The sequence below is a fragment of the Anaerofilum hominis genome, assembly GCF_014287275.1.
GTDB lineage: Bacteria > Bacillota > Clostridia > Oscillospirales > Ruminococcaceae > Pygmaiobacter > Pygmaiobacter hominis.
On record NZ_JACONZ010000005.1, the window covers coordinates 120370 to 138270 of the forward strand.

General features: G+C 65.5%; 16 protein-coding genes. 15 read left to right on the plus strand and 1 reads right to left on the minus strand.

Annotated elements, in window-relative coordinates; all coding sequences use genetic code 11:
* The first annotated feature begins 1044 nt into the window (after nt 1-1044).
* The 15 genes from proC (at nt 1045) to H8S23_RS12755 (ending at nt 17230) form a co-directional block, all read left to right on the plus strand.
* Nucleotides 1045-1842 (plus strand): pyrroline-5-carboxylate reductase, encoded by a 798-nt coding sequence (gene proC / locus H8S23_RS12685; protein ID WP_186888725.1) that lies wholly within the window; start codon nt 1045-1047, stop codon nt 1840-1842.
* 376 nt (nt 1843-2218) lie between these two features.
* Entirely contained in the window at nt 2219-2887 is a 669-nt protein-coding gene (locus tag H8S23_RS12690; RefSeq protein WP_341479927.1) for a response regulator transcription factor, read from the plus strand.
* Complete coding sequence (locus H8S23_RS12695; protein ID WP_186888727.1) at nt 2880-3869, plus strand: sensor histidine kinase; 990 nt, start codon at nt 2880-2882, stop codon at nt 3867-3869. Before H8S23_RS12690 ends, H8S23_RS12695 begins: the two co-directional genes overlap by 8 nt.
* 145 nt (nt 3870-4014) lie before the next feature.
* On the plus strand, nt 4015-4695 hold the full coding sequence (locus H8S23_RS12700) for an ABC transporter ATP-binding protein (RefSeq protein ID WP_186888728.1): 681 nt from the start codon (nt 4015-4017) through the stop codon (nt 4693-4695).
* Nucleotides 4692-6458 (plus strand): FtsX-like permease family protein, encoded by a 1767-nt coding sequence (locus H8S23_RS12705; protein ID WP_186888729.1) that lies wholly within the window; start codon nt 4692-4694, stop codon nt 6456-6458. The genes H8S23_RS12700 and H8S23_RS12705 overlap by 4 nt, the downstream gene beginning before the upstream one ends.
* Before the next feature lie 343 nt (nt 6459-6801).
* Nucleotides 6802-7668, plus strand: coding sequence for a YitT family protein (locus H8S23_RS12710; protein WP_186888730.1), 867 nt, complete (start codon nt 6802-6804; stop codon nt 7666-7668).
* Between the two features lie 742 nt (nt 7669-8410).
* Nucleotides 8411-8734, plus strand: a complete 324-nt coding sequence (locus H8S23_RS12715) for a cyclic-di-AMP receptor (protein WP_186888731.1) — start codon at nt 8411-8413, stop codon at nt 8732-8734.
* A complete protein-coding gene (locus tag H8S23_RS12720; RefSeq protein ID WP_186888732.1) occupies nt 8734-9666 on the plus strand; it encodes a DNA polymerase III subunit delta' in 933 nt (310 codons plus the stop codon). Before H8S23_RS12715 ends, H8S23_RS12720 begins: the two co-directional genes overlap by 1 nt.
* Before the next feature lie 294 nt (nt 9667-9960).
* Nucleotides 9961-11073: a PSP1 domain-containing protein gene (locus H8S23_RS14025; protein WP_186888733.1), complete on the plus strand. Its 1113-nt coding sequence runs from the start codon at nt 9961-9963 to the stop codon at nt 11071-11073.
* Between the two features lie 80 nt (nt 11074-11153).
* Nucleotides 11154-11324 (plus strand): DUF362 domain-containing protein, encoded by a 171-nt coding sequence (locus H8S23_RS12730; protein ID WP_186888734.1) that lies wholly within the window; start codon nt 11154-11156, stop codon nt 11322-11324.
* A 101-nt stretch (nt 11325-11425) separates the two neighbouring features.
* The gene (locus H8S23_RS12735; protein ID WP_186888735.1) at nt 11426-12184 is read left to right on the plus strand and encodes a tRNA1(Val) (adenine(37)-N6)-methyltransferase; all 759 of its coding nucleotides are present in this window, start codon (nt 11426-11428) and stop codon (nt 12182-12184) included.
* The gene (rsmI, locus tag H8S23_RS12740; RefSeq protein WP_186888736.1) at nt 12181-13041 is read left to right on the plus strand and encodes a 16S rRNA (cytidine(1402)-2'-O)-methyltransferase; all 861 of its coding nucleotides are present in this window, start codon (nt 12181-12183) and stop codon (nt 13039-13041) included. Before H8S23_RS12735 ends, rsmI begins: the two co-directional genes overlap by 4 nt.
* A gap of 3 nt (nt 13042-13044) precedes the next feature.
* Nucleotides 13045-13536: a YfcE family phosphodiesterase gene (locus H8S23_RS12745; protein WP_186888737.1), complete on the plus strand. Its 492-nt coding sequence runs from the start codon at nt 13045-13047 to the stop codon at nt 13534-13536.
* Nucleotides 13533-14246 carry a biotin--[acetyl-CoA-carboxylase] ligase gene (locus H8S23_RS12750; RefSeq protein WP_186888738.1) on the plus strand — a complete coding sequence of 238 codons (714 nt, stop codon included), beginning with the start codon at nt 13533-13535 and terminating at the stop codon, nt 14244-14246. The genes H8S23_RS12745 and H8S23_RS12750 overlap by 4 nt, the downstream gene beginning before the upstream one ends.
* A gap of 869 nt (nt 14247-15115) precedes the next feature.
* Entirely contained in the window at nt 15116-17230 is a 2115-nt protein-coding gene (locus H8S23_RS12755; RefSeq protein WP_186888739.1) for an alpha/beta hydrolase, read from the plus strand.
* Nucleotides 17231-17413: 183 nt separating this feature from the next.
* On the opposite strand, the gene H8S23_RS12760 is transcribed toward H8S23_RS12755, so the two are convergent.
* Complete coding sequence (locus H8S23_RS12760; RefSeq protein WP_186888740.1) at nt 17414-17842, minus strand: GNAT family N-acetyltransferase; 429 nt, start codon at nt 17840-17842, stop codon at nt 17414-17416.
* Nucleotides 17843-17901 lie beyond the last annotated feature (59 nt).

A 17901-nucleotide genomic window follows, 5' to 3' on the forward strand; every position in this document is an offset into this window, starting at 1 on the left:
GCGGAGAAAGAGCGGACGGACAGGATGCGCCCCGGCGGCGCATAGGGCCTGCGGCAGCGCATAGGGCCTGCGGCAGCGCGCTCCACCCCAGCGCCCCCAGCGCCCCTGGAGGGCGGCGGTACAAAAAACACTTGCCAATCAGACAGGATGCGGTAAACTAATAGGTGTGAAGCCCCTTTCCCCGCGGCGACAGAAAGGGAACTCTTCTGCCAGGCGCGGAGCGTCTGTCCTGGAGCGGCCCGTCGTCGAGCCGCATGTCATTGATTTTTTCTGTCAGGCATGGGGTGGAAGCGCGCCCTGCGGCAAAGGGAAAAACGGCGCTGCCCGGCGCAGGGCTGCGGCCGGGACGATGGGTCGCTGGGAGAAATGCCGGGTTCGCGGCGTCCGATTCCCCGCTAAGGGAAAAATTGTGCCGGGGCGGGCGCTTTGCCGCTTTCAGCGGGCTTCGGCGTTTTCAACAGGCTCTGACGCTTTCAGCAGACGCGGTGTTTTCTCTGACACCTGCGCGCCGCAGCGGGATTTTTGAAAGGGTCTCCCGCCGCGGGGAGCCGCCCTGCGGCAAAGGGAAAAACGGCGCTGCCCGGCGCAGGGCGGCGGCCGGGGCGGCAGGTCGCGGGGAGAAATGCCGGGTTCGCGGCGTCCGATTCTCCTGCTCGGGGAAAATTGTGCCGGGACGGGCGCTTCGGCGTTTTCAACAGGCTCTGACGCTTTCAGCAGACGCGGTGTTTTCCCTGACACCCGTGCGCCGCAGTGGGATTTTTGAAAGGGTCTCCCGCCGCGGGGGGCCTGCCAAGGGACACCCCGAAAACCGGCCGCCGCTGTCCTGTTCTGCGGCGGCCGCCGCGGGGAAGTCAAAACTATGCGGGGTCCGCCGGAGGACACTGTGCCGTTGCCCTGCAACCTCCCGGCGGCTGTGGGAAAACCTGCAGCCTCCCGGCGGCTGCAGGGGGACAGGCGGCCGTTCCATTCCATCAGACCCCGTGTCCGAAACGTCAAACGATCGCCGCCGGCAGCCCCGGCGGCGCAGAAAAAGGAGAGAGAGAAATGCTGGATGCAAAAAACGTGAGGATCGGCTTTATCGGCTTTGGCAATATGGCGCAGGCCATGGCGCAGGGCCTGCTGGCCGTTGGCGCTGTGCGGGCGGATCAGATCTGCGCCTGCGCAAAAAATTGGGAGAAGCTCTGCGCCAACACCCGGCCGCAGGGCCTGCGCCCCTGCCGGGACGCGGCGGAGACGGCCGCGTCCGCGGACCTGGTGGTGGTGGCGGTCAAACCCTATCTGGTGGAGCAGGTGCTCGCCCCCATCAAAGAGCTGCTGAAAGAGAAGATCGTGGTCTCAGTGGCGGCGGGTATGCCTTTTGAAAAATACGAACAGATCCTGGCCCCCGGCACCCATCACCTGAGCACCGTGCCCAATACCCCCATCTCGGTGGGCGAGGGCATCATCGCCTGCGAGAGCCGGCACTCGCTGACCCAGGAGGAGTGGGCGCTGTTTGAAGAGGTGTTCGGCAAAGCCGCCCTGGTGCAGCTGGTGGACACCGCCCAGCTGAGCGTTGCGGGCACGCTGGCGGGCTGCGGGCCCGCCTTTGCGGCCATGTTTATCGAGGCCCTGGCGGACGGCGCGGTGCAGCAGGGCCTGCCCCGGGCCCTTGCCTACCGGCTGGCCAGCCAGATGATGGTGGGCACCGGCAGGCTGCAGCTTGCCTCCGGCGCGCATCCCGGAGCCATGAAAGACGCGGTCTGCTCCCCCGGCGGCACCACCATCGTGGGCGTGGCCGAGCTGGAGCGGCACGGCTTCCGCAGCGCACTCATCGACGCGCTGGACGCCATCGAGAACAGGTAAGACCAAACAGGGCGGCGCCCGTGTGATCGTTTGGATCGCACGGGCGCCGCTGCGTCCTGGCATCCTGCCGGCAGGAAAAGCGCGGGCGCCCCACACATCGCCGCTCCTGCGGGCGGCGGCTGGATGCGCCCCGACATTGATGCAAAAAGGGTTTCCGTCCTTGCCGCTCTTGCGGGCGGCGGCGTACAAACTCCGAAAATGAGGATATACTCATTCCAGTTCACTCCCGGGGCGGGCGGCAGATGACAGGCCCGTCACGCAAAAAGCGACCGGGTCTGTTACAATAAGAAAAAACAGCCCTTCCCCCTCTCCCCGTTTGCGGGGCGGCGGGATGCGGGGGCAAAAGCCGGCCGCGGCCGGCGCAGGAGGACAGAAGGTGGAGATCTTATTGGTGGAGGATGAAGCGGCCATCGCCGCGCCGCTGGCAAGTTTGCTGCGGGCCGAGGGGTGGCGGGTGGCCGTCTGCGGGACCGTGAGGGCGGCGCTGGCCCAGCTGGAGGACGGCCGCCCCGACGCCGTGCTGGTGGATCTGGGCCTGCCGGACGGAGACGGGGCCGAGGTCTGCCGCGCCGCGCGGCGCGCAGGGGATGCGTCGGTGGTCATCCTCACCGCAAGGGGCGACGAGGCCAGCGTGGTGCGGGGGCTGGAACAGGGGGCGGACGACTACGTCACCAAGCCGTTCCGCAGCCGCGAGCTCATCAGCCGCCTGCGTGCGGTGCAGCGCCGCCGCAGTCCGGCGGCGGACCGGCTGGGCAGCCTGCAGATCGACCGGCAGGCCGCCCAGGTGCGCAGGGAGGGCCGGCTCCTGCCGCTGACGGCGCAGGAATACCGTCTGCTGATGGTCTTTGCCGCGCATCCGGGCCAGCTGCTGGAGCGCGGCCGTCTGCTGCAGGCGCTGTGGGACCAGGGCGGCAGCTTTGTCAACGACAATACCCTCACCGTCACCGTCAAACGCCTGCGGGAAAAGATCGACGGGCCCGGCGCGCCGCGCATCGCCACGGTGCGGGGCATGGGTTACCGGCTGGAGGTGGAGGAGGATGCATAGCCGGGAGGTCTGGGGGCTGGCAGCCGGGATGCTTTGCCTCACCGCCGCCGCAGGGCTGGCGGGCCTGTGGCTTTGGGGCGCTGGGGCGGCGGCCCTGCTCTGGCTGCTGGGCGCACTGCTCACCGCGCTGGCGGCTGCGTTCACCCTTTGGCGCTACCGTCAGATCCGGGCGCTCTCCCGCTACCTGGCAGGGGTCTATGCGGGCGGAGAGGCCGCCGATATCCGGGACCAGAGCCCGGGCGAACTGGGGGCGCTCAAGGACGACCTGTACAAGATCACTACCGTGCTGCGCCGGCAGGCCGCTGATCTGGAGCGGCAAAAGACCTTTCTCAGCGAGACGCTGGAAAATATCGCCCACCAGCTCAAGACCCCGCTGGCTGCGATCCAGCTGCAGACCGAGCTCTGGGAAAGCCCCGGTACGGCGCAGGCGGAGCGGGCGCGCTGCGCGGCGGAGGCAGCCCGGCAGGTGGAGCGGATGGACTGGCTGGTGAAAAGCCTGCTCAAGCTGAGCCGGCTTGAGGCCGATGCCGTCCCCTTTGAGGCAAAAGAGCTGCCTGCGGCAGAGGTGATCCGGCTGGCGGCGCGGGGGCTGCTGCCGCTGTTGGGGCGGCGGCAGGCGGCGCTGTCGGTCTGCTGCCCGGAACAGGCGCTCTGCCGCTGCGACCCGGCCTGGACCGCCGAGGCCCTGACCAACCTGATCAAAAACTGTGCCGAACACACGCCGCCGGGCGGCAGGGTGACCGTGACGTTTCGGGCCACCGTCCTCTTTGACGAGTTCCGGGTGGAGGATACCGGGGGCGGCATCCCGGCCGCGGCGCTGCCCCATATCTTTGAGCGGTTTTGGCGGGGTCCCGGGTCGCCGCCCGGCTCCGCGGGCATTGGCCTGCCGCTGGCCCGCGCCATCGCCCAGGGGCAGAACGGCGCGCTCACCGCCGCCAATACCGCCCAGGGGGCCTGTTTTACCCTGCGGCTCTTCCGGTGACGGGACCGTCATCCTGCGGTCACCGGCCTGTCAGAAAGGGCGGTTAAAATAGAGACAGGCGCGGGGCGGCACGGCAAGGCCCCGCACCCGGCGAGAGCCGTTGAAGCGGAGGCCGTATCCCGACTCCGCGAGGGAGGAAAAAAGAATGTCCTATTTAAAGGTAAAGGGTCTCGCGCGCACCTATGGCCAGGGGGAGGGCCGGGTCGAAGCGCTGCGCGGGGTCTCCTTTGAGGTACAGCGGGGGGAGTTTGTGGCGGTGATGGGCCCCTCGGGCAGCGGAAAGTCCACCCTGATGCACCTGCTGGGCGGGGTGGAACGCCCCACCGCCGGGGCCATCGAACTGGAGGGGGTGGATCTGCTGGCCCTGCCGGAGGAAAAGCTCACCCTGTTCCGCCGCCGGCAGATCGGCCTGGTCTATCAGTTCTACAACCTGGTGCCGCTTCTCACCGTGGCGGAAAACATTGCCCTGCCGCTGCTGCTGGACGGCCGCGCGCCCGCGCCCGGGCAATTGGAGGGGCTGGCGGCGCGGCTGGAGCTCAGCGAAAAACTGGGCGCTTACCCGCATCAGCTCTCCGGCGGCCAGCAGCAGCGGGCGGGCATCGGCCGGGCCCTGATCACCTGTCCCGCGCTGCTGCTGGCGGACGAGCCCACCGGCAATCTGGACTCCGAAAATACCCGTCAGGTGATGGCCCTGCTGCGGGGGTTCCATCAGTCCATGGGGCAGACCATCCTCATGATCACCCACGACCGGGAGCTTGCCCTGCAGGCGCAGCGCATCCTCACGCTGGAGGATGGGCGCATTGTGAGAGACGAGGTGAACCGATGAAAGCGATCTGGTTTCTCACCGCCCGGCAGCTGCGCCGGGGCGGCTGGCGCAGCGGTCTGGCCCTCTGTGCCGCCCTGCTCTCGGTGATCCTGCTCTCCGGCACGCTGCTGGGCGGCCAGGCGCTCTCCGACCTGCTGGTCCGCGGCGAGACGCTGGGGGCGCTGGTGCCCCTGATCCGGGCAGCCGCCGCAGTGCTGATCGTTTTTCTGCTGCTGGCCACCGGCGTGTTGATCCGCAGCAGCTTTGCCGCCTCGCTGGCCCAGCGGGTGAGGATGCTGGGACAGCTGGCCAGCGTGGGGGCCACCCGCCGTCAGCTGCGGGCCAGCGTTTATCTGGAAGCCCTGCTCTTGGGAGCCGTCGCCATCCCGGCCGGCCTGCTGGCGGCGCTGGCGGGGCTGGGGACGGCCTTTGCCCTGCTCAACCGCAGCGGGGCGTTTGCAGCGCTGTTCGGGCGGCTGCGCCTGCCCCTTTCCCCGCCGCTCCTGGCGGGCTGCGCGCTGCTCTCGCTGCTGGAGCTGCTGCTGGCCGCCCACGGCCCGGCCCGGCGGGCTTTCTGCATCGCGCCGCTGGACGCGGTGCGCCGCCCTGCAGAGGCTGGGGCCCCCCGCCGGGCCCGTCGCTGGAAAAAGGGCGCCGGAGCGCCGGCCCAGCTGGCCCGGCGCAGCCTGGACCGGGCGGGAGCCCGCTTCCGCCCGCTGGCCGCCAGCATTGCGGCCTGTGTGGCGGCGGTGCTGGTCTCGGCCGGGTTTATCGAGGGGGTCGGCCGGGCCTACGGCGGCAGCGTCCCCACCTACCACTACCGGGCCTGCGTCTGGGGCAACGCGGGCAGCCGGCCGGCTGCGGCGCTGGCGGAGATCGGCGGCTGGGACGGTGTTCTGGTCGCCGAGGAGTTCTATTACTGGCAGACCCCCGACTGCTTGACCTTTACCGTGATCCTGGAGGACGATGACTTCGCCCGCTGGTACGGGGCGCCCATGAGGCCCCAGGCGGGAGAGGTCCCCTGTGTGGAGGCCTCTGCCGGAAGCAGTGCGCCCGCTGCGGCGCGTGCGCCGCTTTATGAGGATTTTACCAGCGTTTTGGCCGGCAGCTGTGATGACCCGCTGCCCTATGGCTGCGGGCCGAGCCCTTATTCGGGCGATGTGTCTTCGGTTCGGGTGACCAGCCGCAGCGCGATGGAGGCGGTCACCGGCGGCGACGGCTTTACCCGGCAGGACCGCAGCTTTGCAGTCTACGCCGACCCAAAGGACGCCCCCGCCCTCACCCAAAGGCTGACAAGCTTCTTCCGCAGGGCGCAGATCACCCAATATGCGATCCAGGACTACACGCCGGGGTCCGAGTGGGCCGTCCGGCGCGCCGCGGTCCCCCTGCTGCTGCGGGTCTTTTTCGGGGGATTTCTGGCTCTGGTGCTGGCGTTCTGTGCCGCGGGGGTGCTCGGCACCGTGGGCGCGGGGCTGCAGCTGCGCCGCAGGGAGCTGGCGCTGCTGCGCGCAGCGGGCGCGTCTGTCGGCCAGCTGCGGCGGATGCTGGCGCTGGAGGCGGTCTCCTACGGGGCCGCGGGCGTCCTTTTCGGCCTGCCGCTGGGGATGGCGTTTCTCGCTCTGATCGGCCGGCTGCTCTGGATGGGGCTGTTCGACCTCTTTTCCCCGCTGCCGGCGCTGGCCGCCTGTTTGGGGGCGGCAGGGGTCAGCGGACTGGCCCTGGCAGTCAGCCTGCGCGCGCTGGAGCGGCTGCCGCTGGCGGAGGCCCTCTCGTCCGGCGAGTGAACGGCCTCCCACTTGGCCTCTTTTCCAGCCTGCGGCCCGTTGTCCCCGCCTGTCCCCCGCCGTTTCCGGCGGGGGATTTTCTGTCCGCAGGGGTATTCTGTCCGGAATGGATATGATACAATGGGAAAGAAAACGGGCGGCGCGCTGTTCCGGCTTCGGGACGCTGCCGGGGGCCTTTGCAGCAGTTTCCGCAAAACCTGCCGGGCGGCGGCTCTGCCGCGAAAGGCGCGGGAGCGCCGCCGGTCTCCCGCCGCCCGAACGGGGCTTTGACCGGGGACGCCTCCCCGGCGCGGCCCGGGGAAGCGCGCGGGGGCTGTGAGCGAAAACCAGGGGGGAAAGTTGTATGAAAGCAAAACGCATCAGAGAGCTGTTGATCGACCTGCTGTACGACGTTGTGGGCAGCGTGGTATACGGGGTGGGCATTTACCTGTTTGCCAGCCAGGGCGGCTTTGCCACGGGCGGTTTTTCCGGCCTGGGGCTGATGGTGAACCACCTCACCGGCCTGCCCATCGGCACCTTGACGCTGGTGTTCAACATCCCGGTGATCATCCTCAGCTATAAAACGCTGGGCAAGGTGTTTTTGGCCAAAAGTCTCAAGACCATGGTCATCCAGACCCTGATCCTGGACCTGGTGATGCCGCTGTTCCCGGTTTACCGGGGCAACCAGCTGCTTGCCGCCCTGTTCACCGGGGTGCTGATGGGCGCCGGGCTGGTGCTGGTGTACATGCGCGGCTCGTCCACCGGCGGCAGTGATTTTCTCACCCTGTCGCTGCACAAGGTGCTGCCCCACATCTCGGTGGGCCAGTTCTCGCTGATGATCGACAGCCTCATCCTGCTGGCGGGGGCGTTTGCCTACGGCAATATCGACGCGGCGCTCTACGGGCTGATCTCCACCTTTGCCTGCAGCCAGGTCATGGACCGGGTGCTCTACGGCGCGGGCAGCGGCAAGATGGCCCTCATCATCACCGACAAGGGCATGGAGGCCGCCCGGGCCATCAGCGACGAGACCGACCGCGGCTCCACGCTGGTGCGGTCCATTGGCACCTTTTCCGGCACCGAGCGGGACCTGCTGATCTGCGCCTGCAGCAAGAGCCAGATCTTCAAGGTGCGCTCGGCGGCCCACGCGGTGGACGATGACGCGCTGGTGATGATCACCGAGGTGGACGAGGTGTACGGCGAGGGCTTTAAACCGCCCGAGGTAAAAAAATAGCTCGCTGAAACGGTGCGGCCGCCCGGCTGCGCCGTTTTTTTGCCCGCGCGCGGGGGCCTCCGCCTGCCCCGGCCCGCCCTTGGCATCCCGCGCCCGGGTCCTGCCGGGGCCGCGGCGGCCTTTGGGCGGACGGCCGGGGCGGCAGGTACGGCTTTTTGCGGCGCAGCCTCCTTGCGAGAGGCGCCGGGGCGGATTTCCCCAAATTCCACAGAGTTTTCAACATTGCCGTGGAAAACAAAGCCCGGTTTTCCCCAATACAACATTTCTACGCGGGCTCATTGCATATAAATTTCTCGGTTTCTGCATATTTTGGTTTTAATTGGTAAAACAAAGGAAAAAGTTGGGACCGGGGATTACGATTTGTATAGAGCCGAAAAAACTGAAATGTTGAAAACTCTGTTGAAAATGTTAATAACAGCGGTTTTGCATCCTGTTTTTTCCACATCGCCGGGACGGGAAGTGACAACCTTCCAAAACTTTACGTTGAATTGACAGAGAATGGGGCGAGCTGATATACATTCTCAAAAAGGGAAAAAGCGCTGCCCGCGGCACGACAAAAATCCATAAAGGCCCGGCGTGTGCGGGCGGTTTTCACGTCTTTTCCAGAAGTTTTCCACCAAAAAATGCCCGCGAAAGCCCCCGCCGCGCGCAAAATGGTGGAAATCCGCGCCGCCGCGTGGTAAAATGAGACTATCCCAGGATGGGGGCAAAATGTTCCCACAGGCGCAAGGAGGCCAACACTATGAAAATGATCACTGCGATCGTCAACAAAGAGGATTCCAATGCGGTTTCGTCCGCCCTCACCAAGGCCGGGTTTTCCGTCACCAAACTCTCGACCACCGGCGGCTTCCTGATGGCGGGCAACGTCACCATGCTCATCGGCGTGGAGGATGAAAAGGTGGACGAGGTCATCTCGCTCATCTCGGAACACTCCAAGCAGCGCAAGGAGATCGTCCCCTCCACCGCGTCTTACGGCATCGGGGTCACCACGGCTTTCCCGCTGGAGGTCACGGTGGGCGGCGCGACGGTGTTCGTCACCAATGTCGAGCGGTTCGAGAAGCTCTGATGCTGGAAAAGCTCTGCGGCAACGAAGAGCTGAAGGCGGGCCTCTCGGCGGCGCTGGCCGCCGGGCGGCTGCCCCACAGCGTACTGCTCTGCGGCGCCGGGGGGCTGGGTAAAAACTTTGCCGCGCGGCTGATCGCGGCGGACTATCTCTACCCCGCGGGGGGGCCGGGCGCCGAGGCGGTGCTGGCGGGACGTTCGCCCGAGTGTCTGGTGGTGCGCGCAGAGGGCGCGGCGGACATCATCCCGGTGGCGCGGGTGCGCGAGCTGCGCGCGGCCGTGCGGGCCACCGGTCTGTCGGCTGAGGGCCGTGTGGCCCTGATCGAGGACGCGCAGAAGATGCAGGCCGCCGCCGCGAACGCTTTGCTCAAGGCGCTGGAGGAGCCGCCCACCGGCGTGCTCTTTTTGCTCACTGCCCACAGCGAGGCGGCGATCCTGCCCACCATCCGCTCGCGCTGCGCGGCCTATACGCTTGCCCCGCTGGAGCGGGAGGAATGTGTGCGCCTGCTGTGCGGCCGCGGCTGCCCCAAGGGGGACGCGGCCTTTCTCAGCGCCGTGTACGGGGGCGCGCTGGGCCGCTGCCTGCAGGCGGCCGGGGACCCGCAGCGGTTTGCGCTACTGCGGGCGGCCGCGGACTTTGTCTCCCTTTCCGCAAAGGGGGACCGGTTTGGCCTGCTTGCGGCGGCAAAAGAGTTTGAGACAAAATCAAAGCGTGAGGAGGCGGGGATCTTCCTCTCCGATCTGGCGGAGCTGTATGCGGCGGCGCTGGATGGGCGGGAGATCCCCGGCCTGCCCGCTGTTTCACGGCCGGCCGCAGCGCGCGCGCTGCCGGCCGTTTTTGAGGCGGCGCGCCGTCTGCGCGCCGCCGGCAACGCAAAGCTGGTCTGTACCCTGCTGGCCCTGCGGCTGGCGGATGCAAACGCGGCGCGCCCCTAGGCGGCGCAAGCCTGCCCCGGGCGTTTTGCGCGCTGCCGGACAGCCCCGTGCGGTCCCTTTCAGGCGGGGCCTGGGCGCGGCTGTCCGGCCCCTCTATCCTCTTGAAGCGCTGCCCAAAATTCCGCCGCAGGGCAGCGGCACTGAAACGATCCGCAGCGGCAGCGGCAGAGAGGGACGCCCCCTGCGGTCCCTGCTGGAAAGCTTTTTCTCCTTTTCGGGGATGGGCCGCAGGGCCGCGGTCCCCGGCGGGGGAAACGCCTTTTCCTCCTCTGCCGTGAAAGGATGGTTGAAAAGATGACAAAAGTGATCGGCGTCCGGTTCAAGGCCGGAGGCAAGGTCTATTATTTCGATCCGGGCGGGCTCGAGATCGAAAAGGACGACTATGTGATCGTGGAGACCTCGCGCGGCACCGAGTGCGGCGAGGTCTCCCAGGGCATCCACGAGGTGCCGGCGGGCAGCCTGGTCAAGCCGCTCAAGGTGGTGGCGCGGCTGGCGGACGACGCGGATATCCGGCGCATGCGCCAGAACCGCGAGGATGAAAGCCGCGCTTTCAGCGTCTGCGAAGAGCGCATCGCCAAGCACAAGCTGGAGATGAAGCTCATCGATGTGGAGTACACCTTTGACCGCAGCAAGATCCTGTTCTATTTTACGGCGGACGGGCGCATCGATTTCCGCGAGCTGGTCAAGGATCTGGCGGGAGTGTTCCGCACCCGGATCGAGCTGCGTCAGATCGGCGTGCGGGACGAGAGCAAAATGCTGGGGGGCCTGGGCATCTGCGGCCAGCCTTTCTGCTGCAGCCGCTTTTTGACTGATTTCCAGCCCGTGTCCATCAAGATGGCCAAAGAGCAGGGCCTTTCGCTGAACCCCACCAAGATCAGCGGGACCTGCGGCCGCCTGATGTGCTGCCTGGCCTACGAGCAGCCCGCCTACGAATACCTGTCCGGCATCACGCCCGGCGTGACCAGCTATGTCAAGACGCCGGACGGCGAGGGCACGGTGTGCGAGGTGAACCTGATCTCGGGCAGCATCAAGGTGCGGCTGGACCAGTCGCCTGAGCTGCCCAAGACCTATCACCGGGACGAGATCGTCATCCTGCGGGCGGCGACCCGCAAAAACGCCAAGCGCAAGCCGCAGCAGGGGGCCGGGCGGCCCCAGCAGGAGCGTCAGCCCGGCGCGGGCGCGGCCCGGCGCGAGCCGCCGCGCGAGCAGGCCCCGGTGTCCGCTGAGCGGCAGCGCCCGGCCGATGCGGCGGCCCCCGCGGCCCGGCCCCCGCGGCCGGAGGCCGATGCGGCCGCGCAGCAGGCAAAGCCCGCCGCTGCGCCCCGCAAGCGCCGCCGCGGCAAGCGGGGCGGCGGCAAAAAGGCAGACGGGCCGCAGCAGACGCAAAAGCCCGGCGGCGGAGACTAAATTCCCGGCGGCGGGACAAATTTGCCGCTTGATTATTCCGTGTTTTATGATAAAATAAAGGAAAATGGAGGTGTTAAAACATGGCCTATAAAATCAGTGATGCCTGCATCGCCTGCGGCACCTGCGCTGGCGAGTGCCCTGTCGGCGCGATCGCCGAGGGCGACGGCAAGTACGAGATCGACGCTTCGGCCTGCATCAGCTGCGGTACCTGCGCTGGCGCCTGCCCGGTCGGCGCGATCGCCGAGGAGTAATCGGAAAAACCAAAAAATCAGGGCGGGCGATATGCCCGCCCTGATTTTTACGCTGAAAAAACACCGCGCCTTTTAGGCGCGTTTTTGGGGAGGGCGTTGCTTTGGCGGTCACGGCGGAACTGCTGCGCGGCGGCACCCGCGTCTATGTGGACGGCCGGCACCGGTTTGGCACGGACGCCATGCTGCTGTCTGACTTCTGCGGCGTCCACAGGGACTGGGCGGCCTGCGACCTGGGCAGCGGCTGCGGCATCATCCCGCTGCGCTGGCATGACGCGGGCCATCGCGGACCCTGCTGGGGCATTGAGCTGGACCCGCAGGGGACCGCGCTGCTGCAGCGCGCCGCCCGCGAGAGCGGCGCTGCGCATATCACGCCCCTCTCGGCGGATCTGCGGGCCCTGCCCCCTGCCCTGCCCCGGGCGGGGCTTGACCTGGTGAGCTGCAACCCGCCCTACTTCACCGGCGGTTTCGTGTCCTCAAAGCCTGGCAGGGGCGCGGCCAGGCATGAGCTGAGCTGTACGATAGAGGACGTCTGCGCCGCCGCGGCGCTGCTGCTGAAAGACGGCGGCCGCCTGTGCCTGTGCAACCGCCCGGCGCGGCTGGCGGACTGCATGGTCGCCATGCGCCTGCAGGGCATCGAGCCCAAACGGCTGCGCTTTGTGCGCCAGCGGCCGGAAAAGACGCCCTGGCTTTTTTTGCTGGACGGCAGGCGGCACGGCCGCCCGGGGCTGGCCCTGATGCCGGATCTGGTGATCGAGGCGGCGGAGGGCGGTTTTTCCGCCGAACTGCTGCGCATCTACGGCGGGCCGGGGCGGCAGGCCCGCCCGGACCTGCCGGAAAAGAAAGGGGAGAGCGGCTTTTGAGCGAGAACGCGAACAGCTGCGGCACGTTATATGTGGTGGCGACGCCCATCGGCAATCTGGGAGATCTGACGCCGCGGGCCGCCGAGACCTTTGCCCGGGCGGATTTCATCGCCGCCGAGGACACCCGGGTCACCCTCCGGCTGCTCAACCATCTGGGGCTCAAAAAGCCGATGGTCAGCTATTATGAGCACAACCTGCGCGAGCGGGGCGAGATGATCCTGCGGCGGCTGCAGCAGGGCGAGAGCTGCGCGCTGTGCAGCGACGCGGGCATGCCCGCGGTCAGCGACCCGGGCGAAGTGCTGGTCACCGACGCGCTGGCAAGGGGCATCCCGGTGGTGCCGGTGCCGGCGGCCAGCGCCGCCGTGACGGCGCTGGCCGTGTCGGGGCAGCCCACCGGGCGGTTCTGCTTTGAGGGCTTTCTGCCGATGAACCGCCGCCAGCGCCGCGAGCGCCTGGCGGAGACCCGGGACGAGCGCCGCACCCTGATCTTTTATGAGGCCCCTCACAAGCTGGTCTCCACCCTGGCCGACCTGCTGGAGGCCTACGGCGACCGCAGCATTACCGTCTGCCGCGAACTGACCAAGCTCCACGAGCAGATATGGAAGACCACTCTCGCCCAGGCGCTGCTCTTTTACCGGGAAAACGCCCCCCGGGGCGAGTTCGTGCTGGTGGTAGCGGGCGCGCAGCCGCCGCAGCCCGAGGCCTGGACGCTGGAAGAGGCCGCCGCACTGGCCCGCAGCCTCGCCGCGGGCGGGGCCTCCGCCGCGGCGGCCTGCAAGGAGGCAGCCGCCCAAAGCGGCTTTGCAAAAAGTGAGATCTACCGCCTGCTGACCGCAGAGGCGGAAAAGGAGGGATAAGGGGTGGCCAAGCCTGCCAAATTGATCGTCGTGTCCGACTCTCACGGCAACCGGGACGGGCTGCGGGCCGTGCTGGACGCCCACCGGGACGCCGACGCGCTGATCTTTCTCGGCGACGGCCTGAACGACCTGACGGCCGTGCAGCGCAGCGGCCCCTGCCCCATGGTCTACGAGGTGCGGGGCAACTGTGATTATGACAAAACGATCCCCTCCGAGCGGCTGGTGAGCCTGGGCGGGCTGCTGATCTTCATGACCCATGGCAACGGCTATGAGGTCAAGGTGACCACCACCCCGCTGCGCAAGGCCGCGGCCCAGCGCGGGGCGGATATCGTGCTGTTCGGGCATACCCACAGCCCGTATTATGCCTATATCGACGGCGTCAACCTGTTCAATCCCGGCTCGATCAGCGTGCCGCGGGTGGGGCGCCCTACCTACGGCCTGCTCCTGATCGAGGACGGCGAGCCGGAGTTTCTGCATCGGGAGGTGCCGCGATGAGCCTTCGGTATCTGGACGAAGTGGACTCCACCAACAGCTGGCTGCGGCGGGAGCTGCAGGAGCTGAAGGATGGGGACGCCGTCTACACGGCCAGCCAGACCGCCGGCCGGGGCCGCCGGGGCCGCAGCTGGCAGAACCGCCCCGGCGAGGCGCTCTACTACAGCCGCCTGGTCAGGCGGCCCCTGGCGGACCCCTCTACCCTGCCCCTGATGGTCTCGCTGGCCGGGGCCGACGCGGTGCAGGCGCTCTGCGGCCGCAGGCCGGAGGTGAAATGGCCCAACGATCTGCTGTTTGACGGCAAAAAGATCTGCGGTATCCTGTGTGAGAGCGTGCTGGAGGGCGCCGGGGCAAGCTATATCCTGGGCGTGGGGTTCAACCTGCTGCAGACGGCTGCTTTTTTTGAGGAACAGGGGCTGGACCATGCCGCCTCTCTGTTCTCTGCCACCGGGCGGCGCTGCCTGCCGGGCGACGCCGCGCTGGCGCTGGACGGCGCGCTTGCCCGCAGGCTGGACGCTTTCGCGGCCGGGGGGTTCGCGGCCCTGGCAGAGGAATACCGGGCTTGCTGCGTCAACCTGGGCCGGCAGGTCTATACCGATACGGTGCGCGGCGTGGCCGCTGCGATCGACGATGCGGGGCGGCTGGTGGTGCGCACGCCGGAGGGAGAGGAAGCCGTCTTTACCGGCGAAGTCACGGTACACGGCATTTATTGAGGCTGCCGCTGCGCCCCGGAACCGAAAGAGAAAGCGATCAAAAGCAGCCGCAAGGCTGCTTTTTTGATCGCTTCCCGCGGTAAAAGGGGCTTTGAAGCGCCCGCTGTGTTTTAGAGTCCCCGGCTCCCGTGAGATGGCGGCTTTTTTGCCGGGAGACCGGCAGCCCGCACTTTTTTAGCAACTCTCTTTTCTGCAGATCGTCCGGCAGGCCGTGCGCCGTCCAGGACGCAGAAATAATTCGTTCCGGCCGGGGCGCGCGGGATGGGCCGCGCCTGGGCCGCCGGCCCTGCCGCTTGCCTTTTTCTGTGGGTCTGTTATAATGGGGGCAGAAAAGCGGGCGGCCCGCGCCTGCGGCCTTCCGCTTTTTGAAGCTGAACTCAGGCTCGTTTTAGACGTACTGCTGGGGGCTTGGACATCCGGCACCTGATAGGCTTCAAGGGAGATGGCTGCGCTGCGGCCATCTCCTTTTTTATTTCAGGGCTTTGGCCAACTTGTGCCGGCTGCGCGCAAGGCCCCGGCAGATCGTGGGCCCTGATGCTGGTTCCTGGCGCAGTGCGATCCTCGGACAGGGGTGCGCCTGCGGGGGCTGTTTAGGACAGCTGCTGTCGGCGTCTGCGCGTTTTGAGGGCTTTAGTTGGGCAAAAAAGCAAAACGGCGTCCAGATTTTTATTCACAATGTGAATTGTGCAATGCTGAATAATATTGTACAATAACTGCAGTTTGATTGTGCAGAGAATAAGAGAGGCATAACACAACGGCCGGTGTGTTATGCCTTTTTTATATGAAAAAGCAGAATTTTTTACAAAAGAAGAGAGGAGGACGGCTCGGTACAGGGACAAATATAGTTGGCGATGAAAGGAGAAGGAAACATGGAAAAGAACAGATGGTTTTCGCTGAAAACAAAAGCCGGTGCGGGCAGGGTCATGGCGCTGTGTATGGCGGCTGTTTTGCTTTTTGGCTTTTGTGCCCACTGGATCGCTTCCGGGGGAGGAGCGGTCAAAATCACGCGGCTCACACTTGACGTGCGCGGTTCTTCGGTGGATGCGGATCTCTATTATCCCGCAGGCACTGACAGCAGCGACCGGCTCCCCGCAGTGGTGATCGCGCACGGCGGCGGCGTCTCAAAAGGGGTGACGCAGGGCCTGGCGGAAGAGTTTGCCCGCCGCGGATATGTGGTCCTGAACCCCTCTGCCTTTGGGGCGGGCATTTCCGAGCAGCCGGTGATAGACGACTATGGCCTGGACCCCGAGCAGTTCAGCATTGCCAGTACGACCGGAGTCATGGATGCCGTGGAGTATCTGAGAACGCTTGCGTTTGTGGATCAGACCAGAATTGGCGTTGTGGGACACTCTCTGGGCGCACTGAGGACAATGCTTGCTGCGGTAAAGGACTGCGGCAATCACACGTTCAACGACTTGATGATCAATGTGTTATATGACACGTTCGGGCAGAGATTTACAGAACAGGAGATCTACCGGGACGCTGCACAGCTGGCCGGGGAACGGCTCAATGCCGACCAGCTGGCGCATTATCAGGAGATCGAAGCGGAGATCAGGGCGCAGTACGACACCCGCATCAAGTCCATCTGCCTGTTGGGAAGCGATGGGACCATGGTGATCTCCCTGACGCCGGCAGAGGTGGCCGGCTACACCGTCGACCGCAGCGTGCAGACGAATTTTGGCATCATTCTCGGCGTGTGGGACCACAACATCCCCGCCTTTGAGGGCCGCGACCGCTCGCAGGAGTATTGGCACACCACAGAAGAGGTCGAAAATAACCAGTGGTATATCCTGGACACGAGCGAGCAGACCGGCTTTATGCCCGGCGCGATCTTTGATATCTCGGTGACAGACAATGAGCAGCTGAAAGCTGGAATCGAGGCCAGGAGCGCGCGGGTGTTCAATTTTATTGAGGAGACCCACTCCAAAAACTTTTACTCCGCCCAGGCCGCGGCCTATACGGTAAAGTACATGGAACAGACCCTGGGCTACAATTGCGGAGAACTGGAAGCTGCGGACACCCAGCCGCTGCCCGCGGACAACATCATCTACTTATGGCGTGAACTGTTCAACCTTGGGGCAATGCTGGCAATGGTCGCGCTTGTCATGGCGACCATCGCATTTCTCGCAAAAACGGAGTTTTTCCGCTCCTGCATCCCGGAAAAGAAAGCGGCGGTCGGGCAGATCAGCCGAAAAAAATACTGGCTCTTTAGCGGCGTCACAGTCATCATCACCTTTGCGGCCATGTATGCGACCAACAATCTGTCTCCGCCGGAGCTTCCCTCTTTTAAGGCGCTGCCCCTGTTTGCCAGCTGGTGGCTCACCGTCCTGTTTCTTGTCATTCTGGCCGTGTGTTCTGCGATCTTCCTGATCGTATATTCCGTCAGCGACAAAAAGGCCCACGGCCAGACAAACCTTGGCCTTTTAAACATCAAACAAAAGCCCCGCAGCCTTTTAAAGATCTTACTTGCCGGCGTCATCGTCATCGCAGTTGCCTATGGTTCGCTGACGGTGCTGCAGTATCTGTTTAACGAAGATTACCGGTGGTGGATGGCCTCTTTCTCTGAGATGAGGGCGGAGTATTGGAGATGGCTGTGGCGGTATGCGCTGCTGATGCTTCCCAGCTTTCTGGTCATCGGCGCAGCCACCAACTATACGGTGCGCACCGATATCCCCCAGTGGCGGGATACGGCGGTCACAGTCGTCGTCAACTCGCTCGGCGTATGGCTGCTGTGTCTGGTAAATTACCTGTCGCTTCGCAGCAGCGGGGTGATGCTCAGCGACTTTATTTCCTCCTACGGCTTCCTGGTGATCGTACCGATCACGGTATATATCACCAGAAAAGCCTATCTGCTCACAAACAGCATCTGGTTTGGGGCGGTCACCAATGCTTTCCTGCTGAGCTGGTCGCTGATCTCCTCTTGCGGGCTTCATTGCAATTTCTACTACGGACAAAATTGGATCACCAATTTCTTCGGTATGTAGCGCGCTGCGCAGGCTTTCCCCTGTCAGCTGCTTTTGCTCAAGAACAGACGGGGACCTCAACAGAGGTCCCCGTCTGTTCTATTTCGCCCTGCCCCTCAGCGTGGGACACACGGATGCGGGCCATTTTGATATGGAGTCAAAAAAAGCGCAGACTGCTTGTCTGCGCTTTTTGGAAAGGCTTTCTTATTTCACGGTTTTGGAAAATTTGTGCTGGCTGCGCACGAAACCGTGACGCTCCAAAAACTCCTGGCTTTTGAGGTTGACGCGCTGACAGCTGGCCTCCAGCTCCCCGCAGCCGATGGATTTTGCCTGGCCGGAAAGGGAGATCAGCATGCCGGTGCCGATGCCCCGCCCGCGCATGGACTCCCGCACATAAAATTCTTTAAAGACCGCCGCCAGCGCGCAGCGGGACAGCAGCAGCTCCAGCTGCATATCGGCGTAGCCGACGATCTCTTCGTCCTCCAGGGCGACCACCAGCCGCCGGTGAGCGTCCTTTGCCGCCGCGCGGAACACGGCCGCAAAAACATCCTGGGGCAGGCTGCGCGCGGCCTGTTCACAGCAGAGCGCATACAGGCCCGGCAGATCTTCTTCCCTGGCGCTGCGCACAAACATAACGCGTTCCTCCTCCTTTGCGGGCGGGCGCCGGCAGACCGGCGTTCCGGCCCCGTCCT

Excerpts from the sequence above, each read along its gene's own strand:
- H8S23_RS14025 (WP_186888733.1), top strand. The coding sequence starts at position 9,961 with ATGACAAAAGTGATCGGCGTCCGGTTCAAGGCCGGAGGCAAGGTCTAT.
- H8S23_RS12755 (WP_186888739.1), top strand. The coding sequence starts at position 15,116 with ATGGAAAAGAACAGATGGTTTTCGCTGAAAACAAAAGCCGGTGCGGGC.
- proC (WP_186888725.1), top strand. The coding sequence starts at position 1,045 with ATGCTGGATGCAAAAAACGTGAGGATCGGCTTTATCGGCTTTGGCAAT.
- H8S23_RS12700 (WP_186888728.1), top strand. The coding sequence starts at position 4,015 with ATGTCCTATTTAAAGGTAAAGGGTCTCGCGCGCACCTATGGCCAGGGG.
- H8S23_RS12720 (WP_186888732.1), top strand. The coding sequence starts at position 8,734 with ATGCTGGAAAAGCTCTGCGGCAACGAAGAGCTGAAGGCGGGCCTCTCG.
- H8S23_RS12710 (WP_186888730.1), top strand. The coding sequence starts at position 6,802 with ATGAAAGCAAAACGCATCAGAGAGCTGTTGATCGACCTGCTGTACGAC.
- H8S23_RS12715 (WP_186888731.1), top strand. The coding sequence starts at position 8,411 with ATGAAAATGATCACTGCGATCGTCAACAAAGAGGATTCCAATGCGGTT.
- H8S23_RS12760 (WP_186888740.1), bottom strand. The coding sequence starts at position 17,842 with ATGTTTGTGCGCAGCGCCAGGGAAGAAGATCTGCCGGGCCTGTATGCG.
- H8S23_RS12705 (WP_186888729.1), top strand. The coding sequence starts at position 4,692 with ATGAAAGCGATCTGGTTTCTCACCGCCCGGCAGCTGCGCCGGGGCGGC.
- H8S23_RS12695 (WP_186888727.1), top strand. The coding sequence starts at position 2,880 with ATGCATAGCCGGGAGGTCTGGGGGCTGGCAGCCGGGATGCTTTGCCTC.
- H8S23_RS12730 (WP_186888734.1), top strand. The coding sequence starts at position 11,154 with ATGGCCTATAAAATCAGTGATGCCTGCATCGCCTGCGGCACCTGCGCT.
- H8S23_RS12750 (WP_186888738.1), top strand. The coding sequence starts at position 13,533 with ATGAGCCTTCGGTATCTGGACGAAGTGGACTCCACCAACAGCTGGCTG.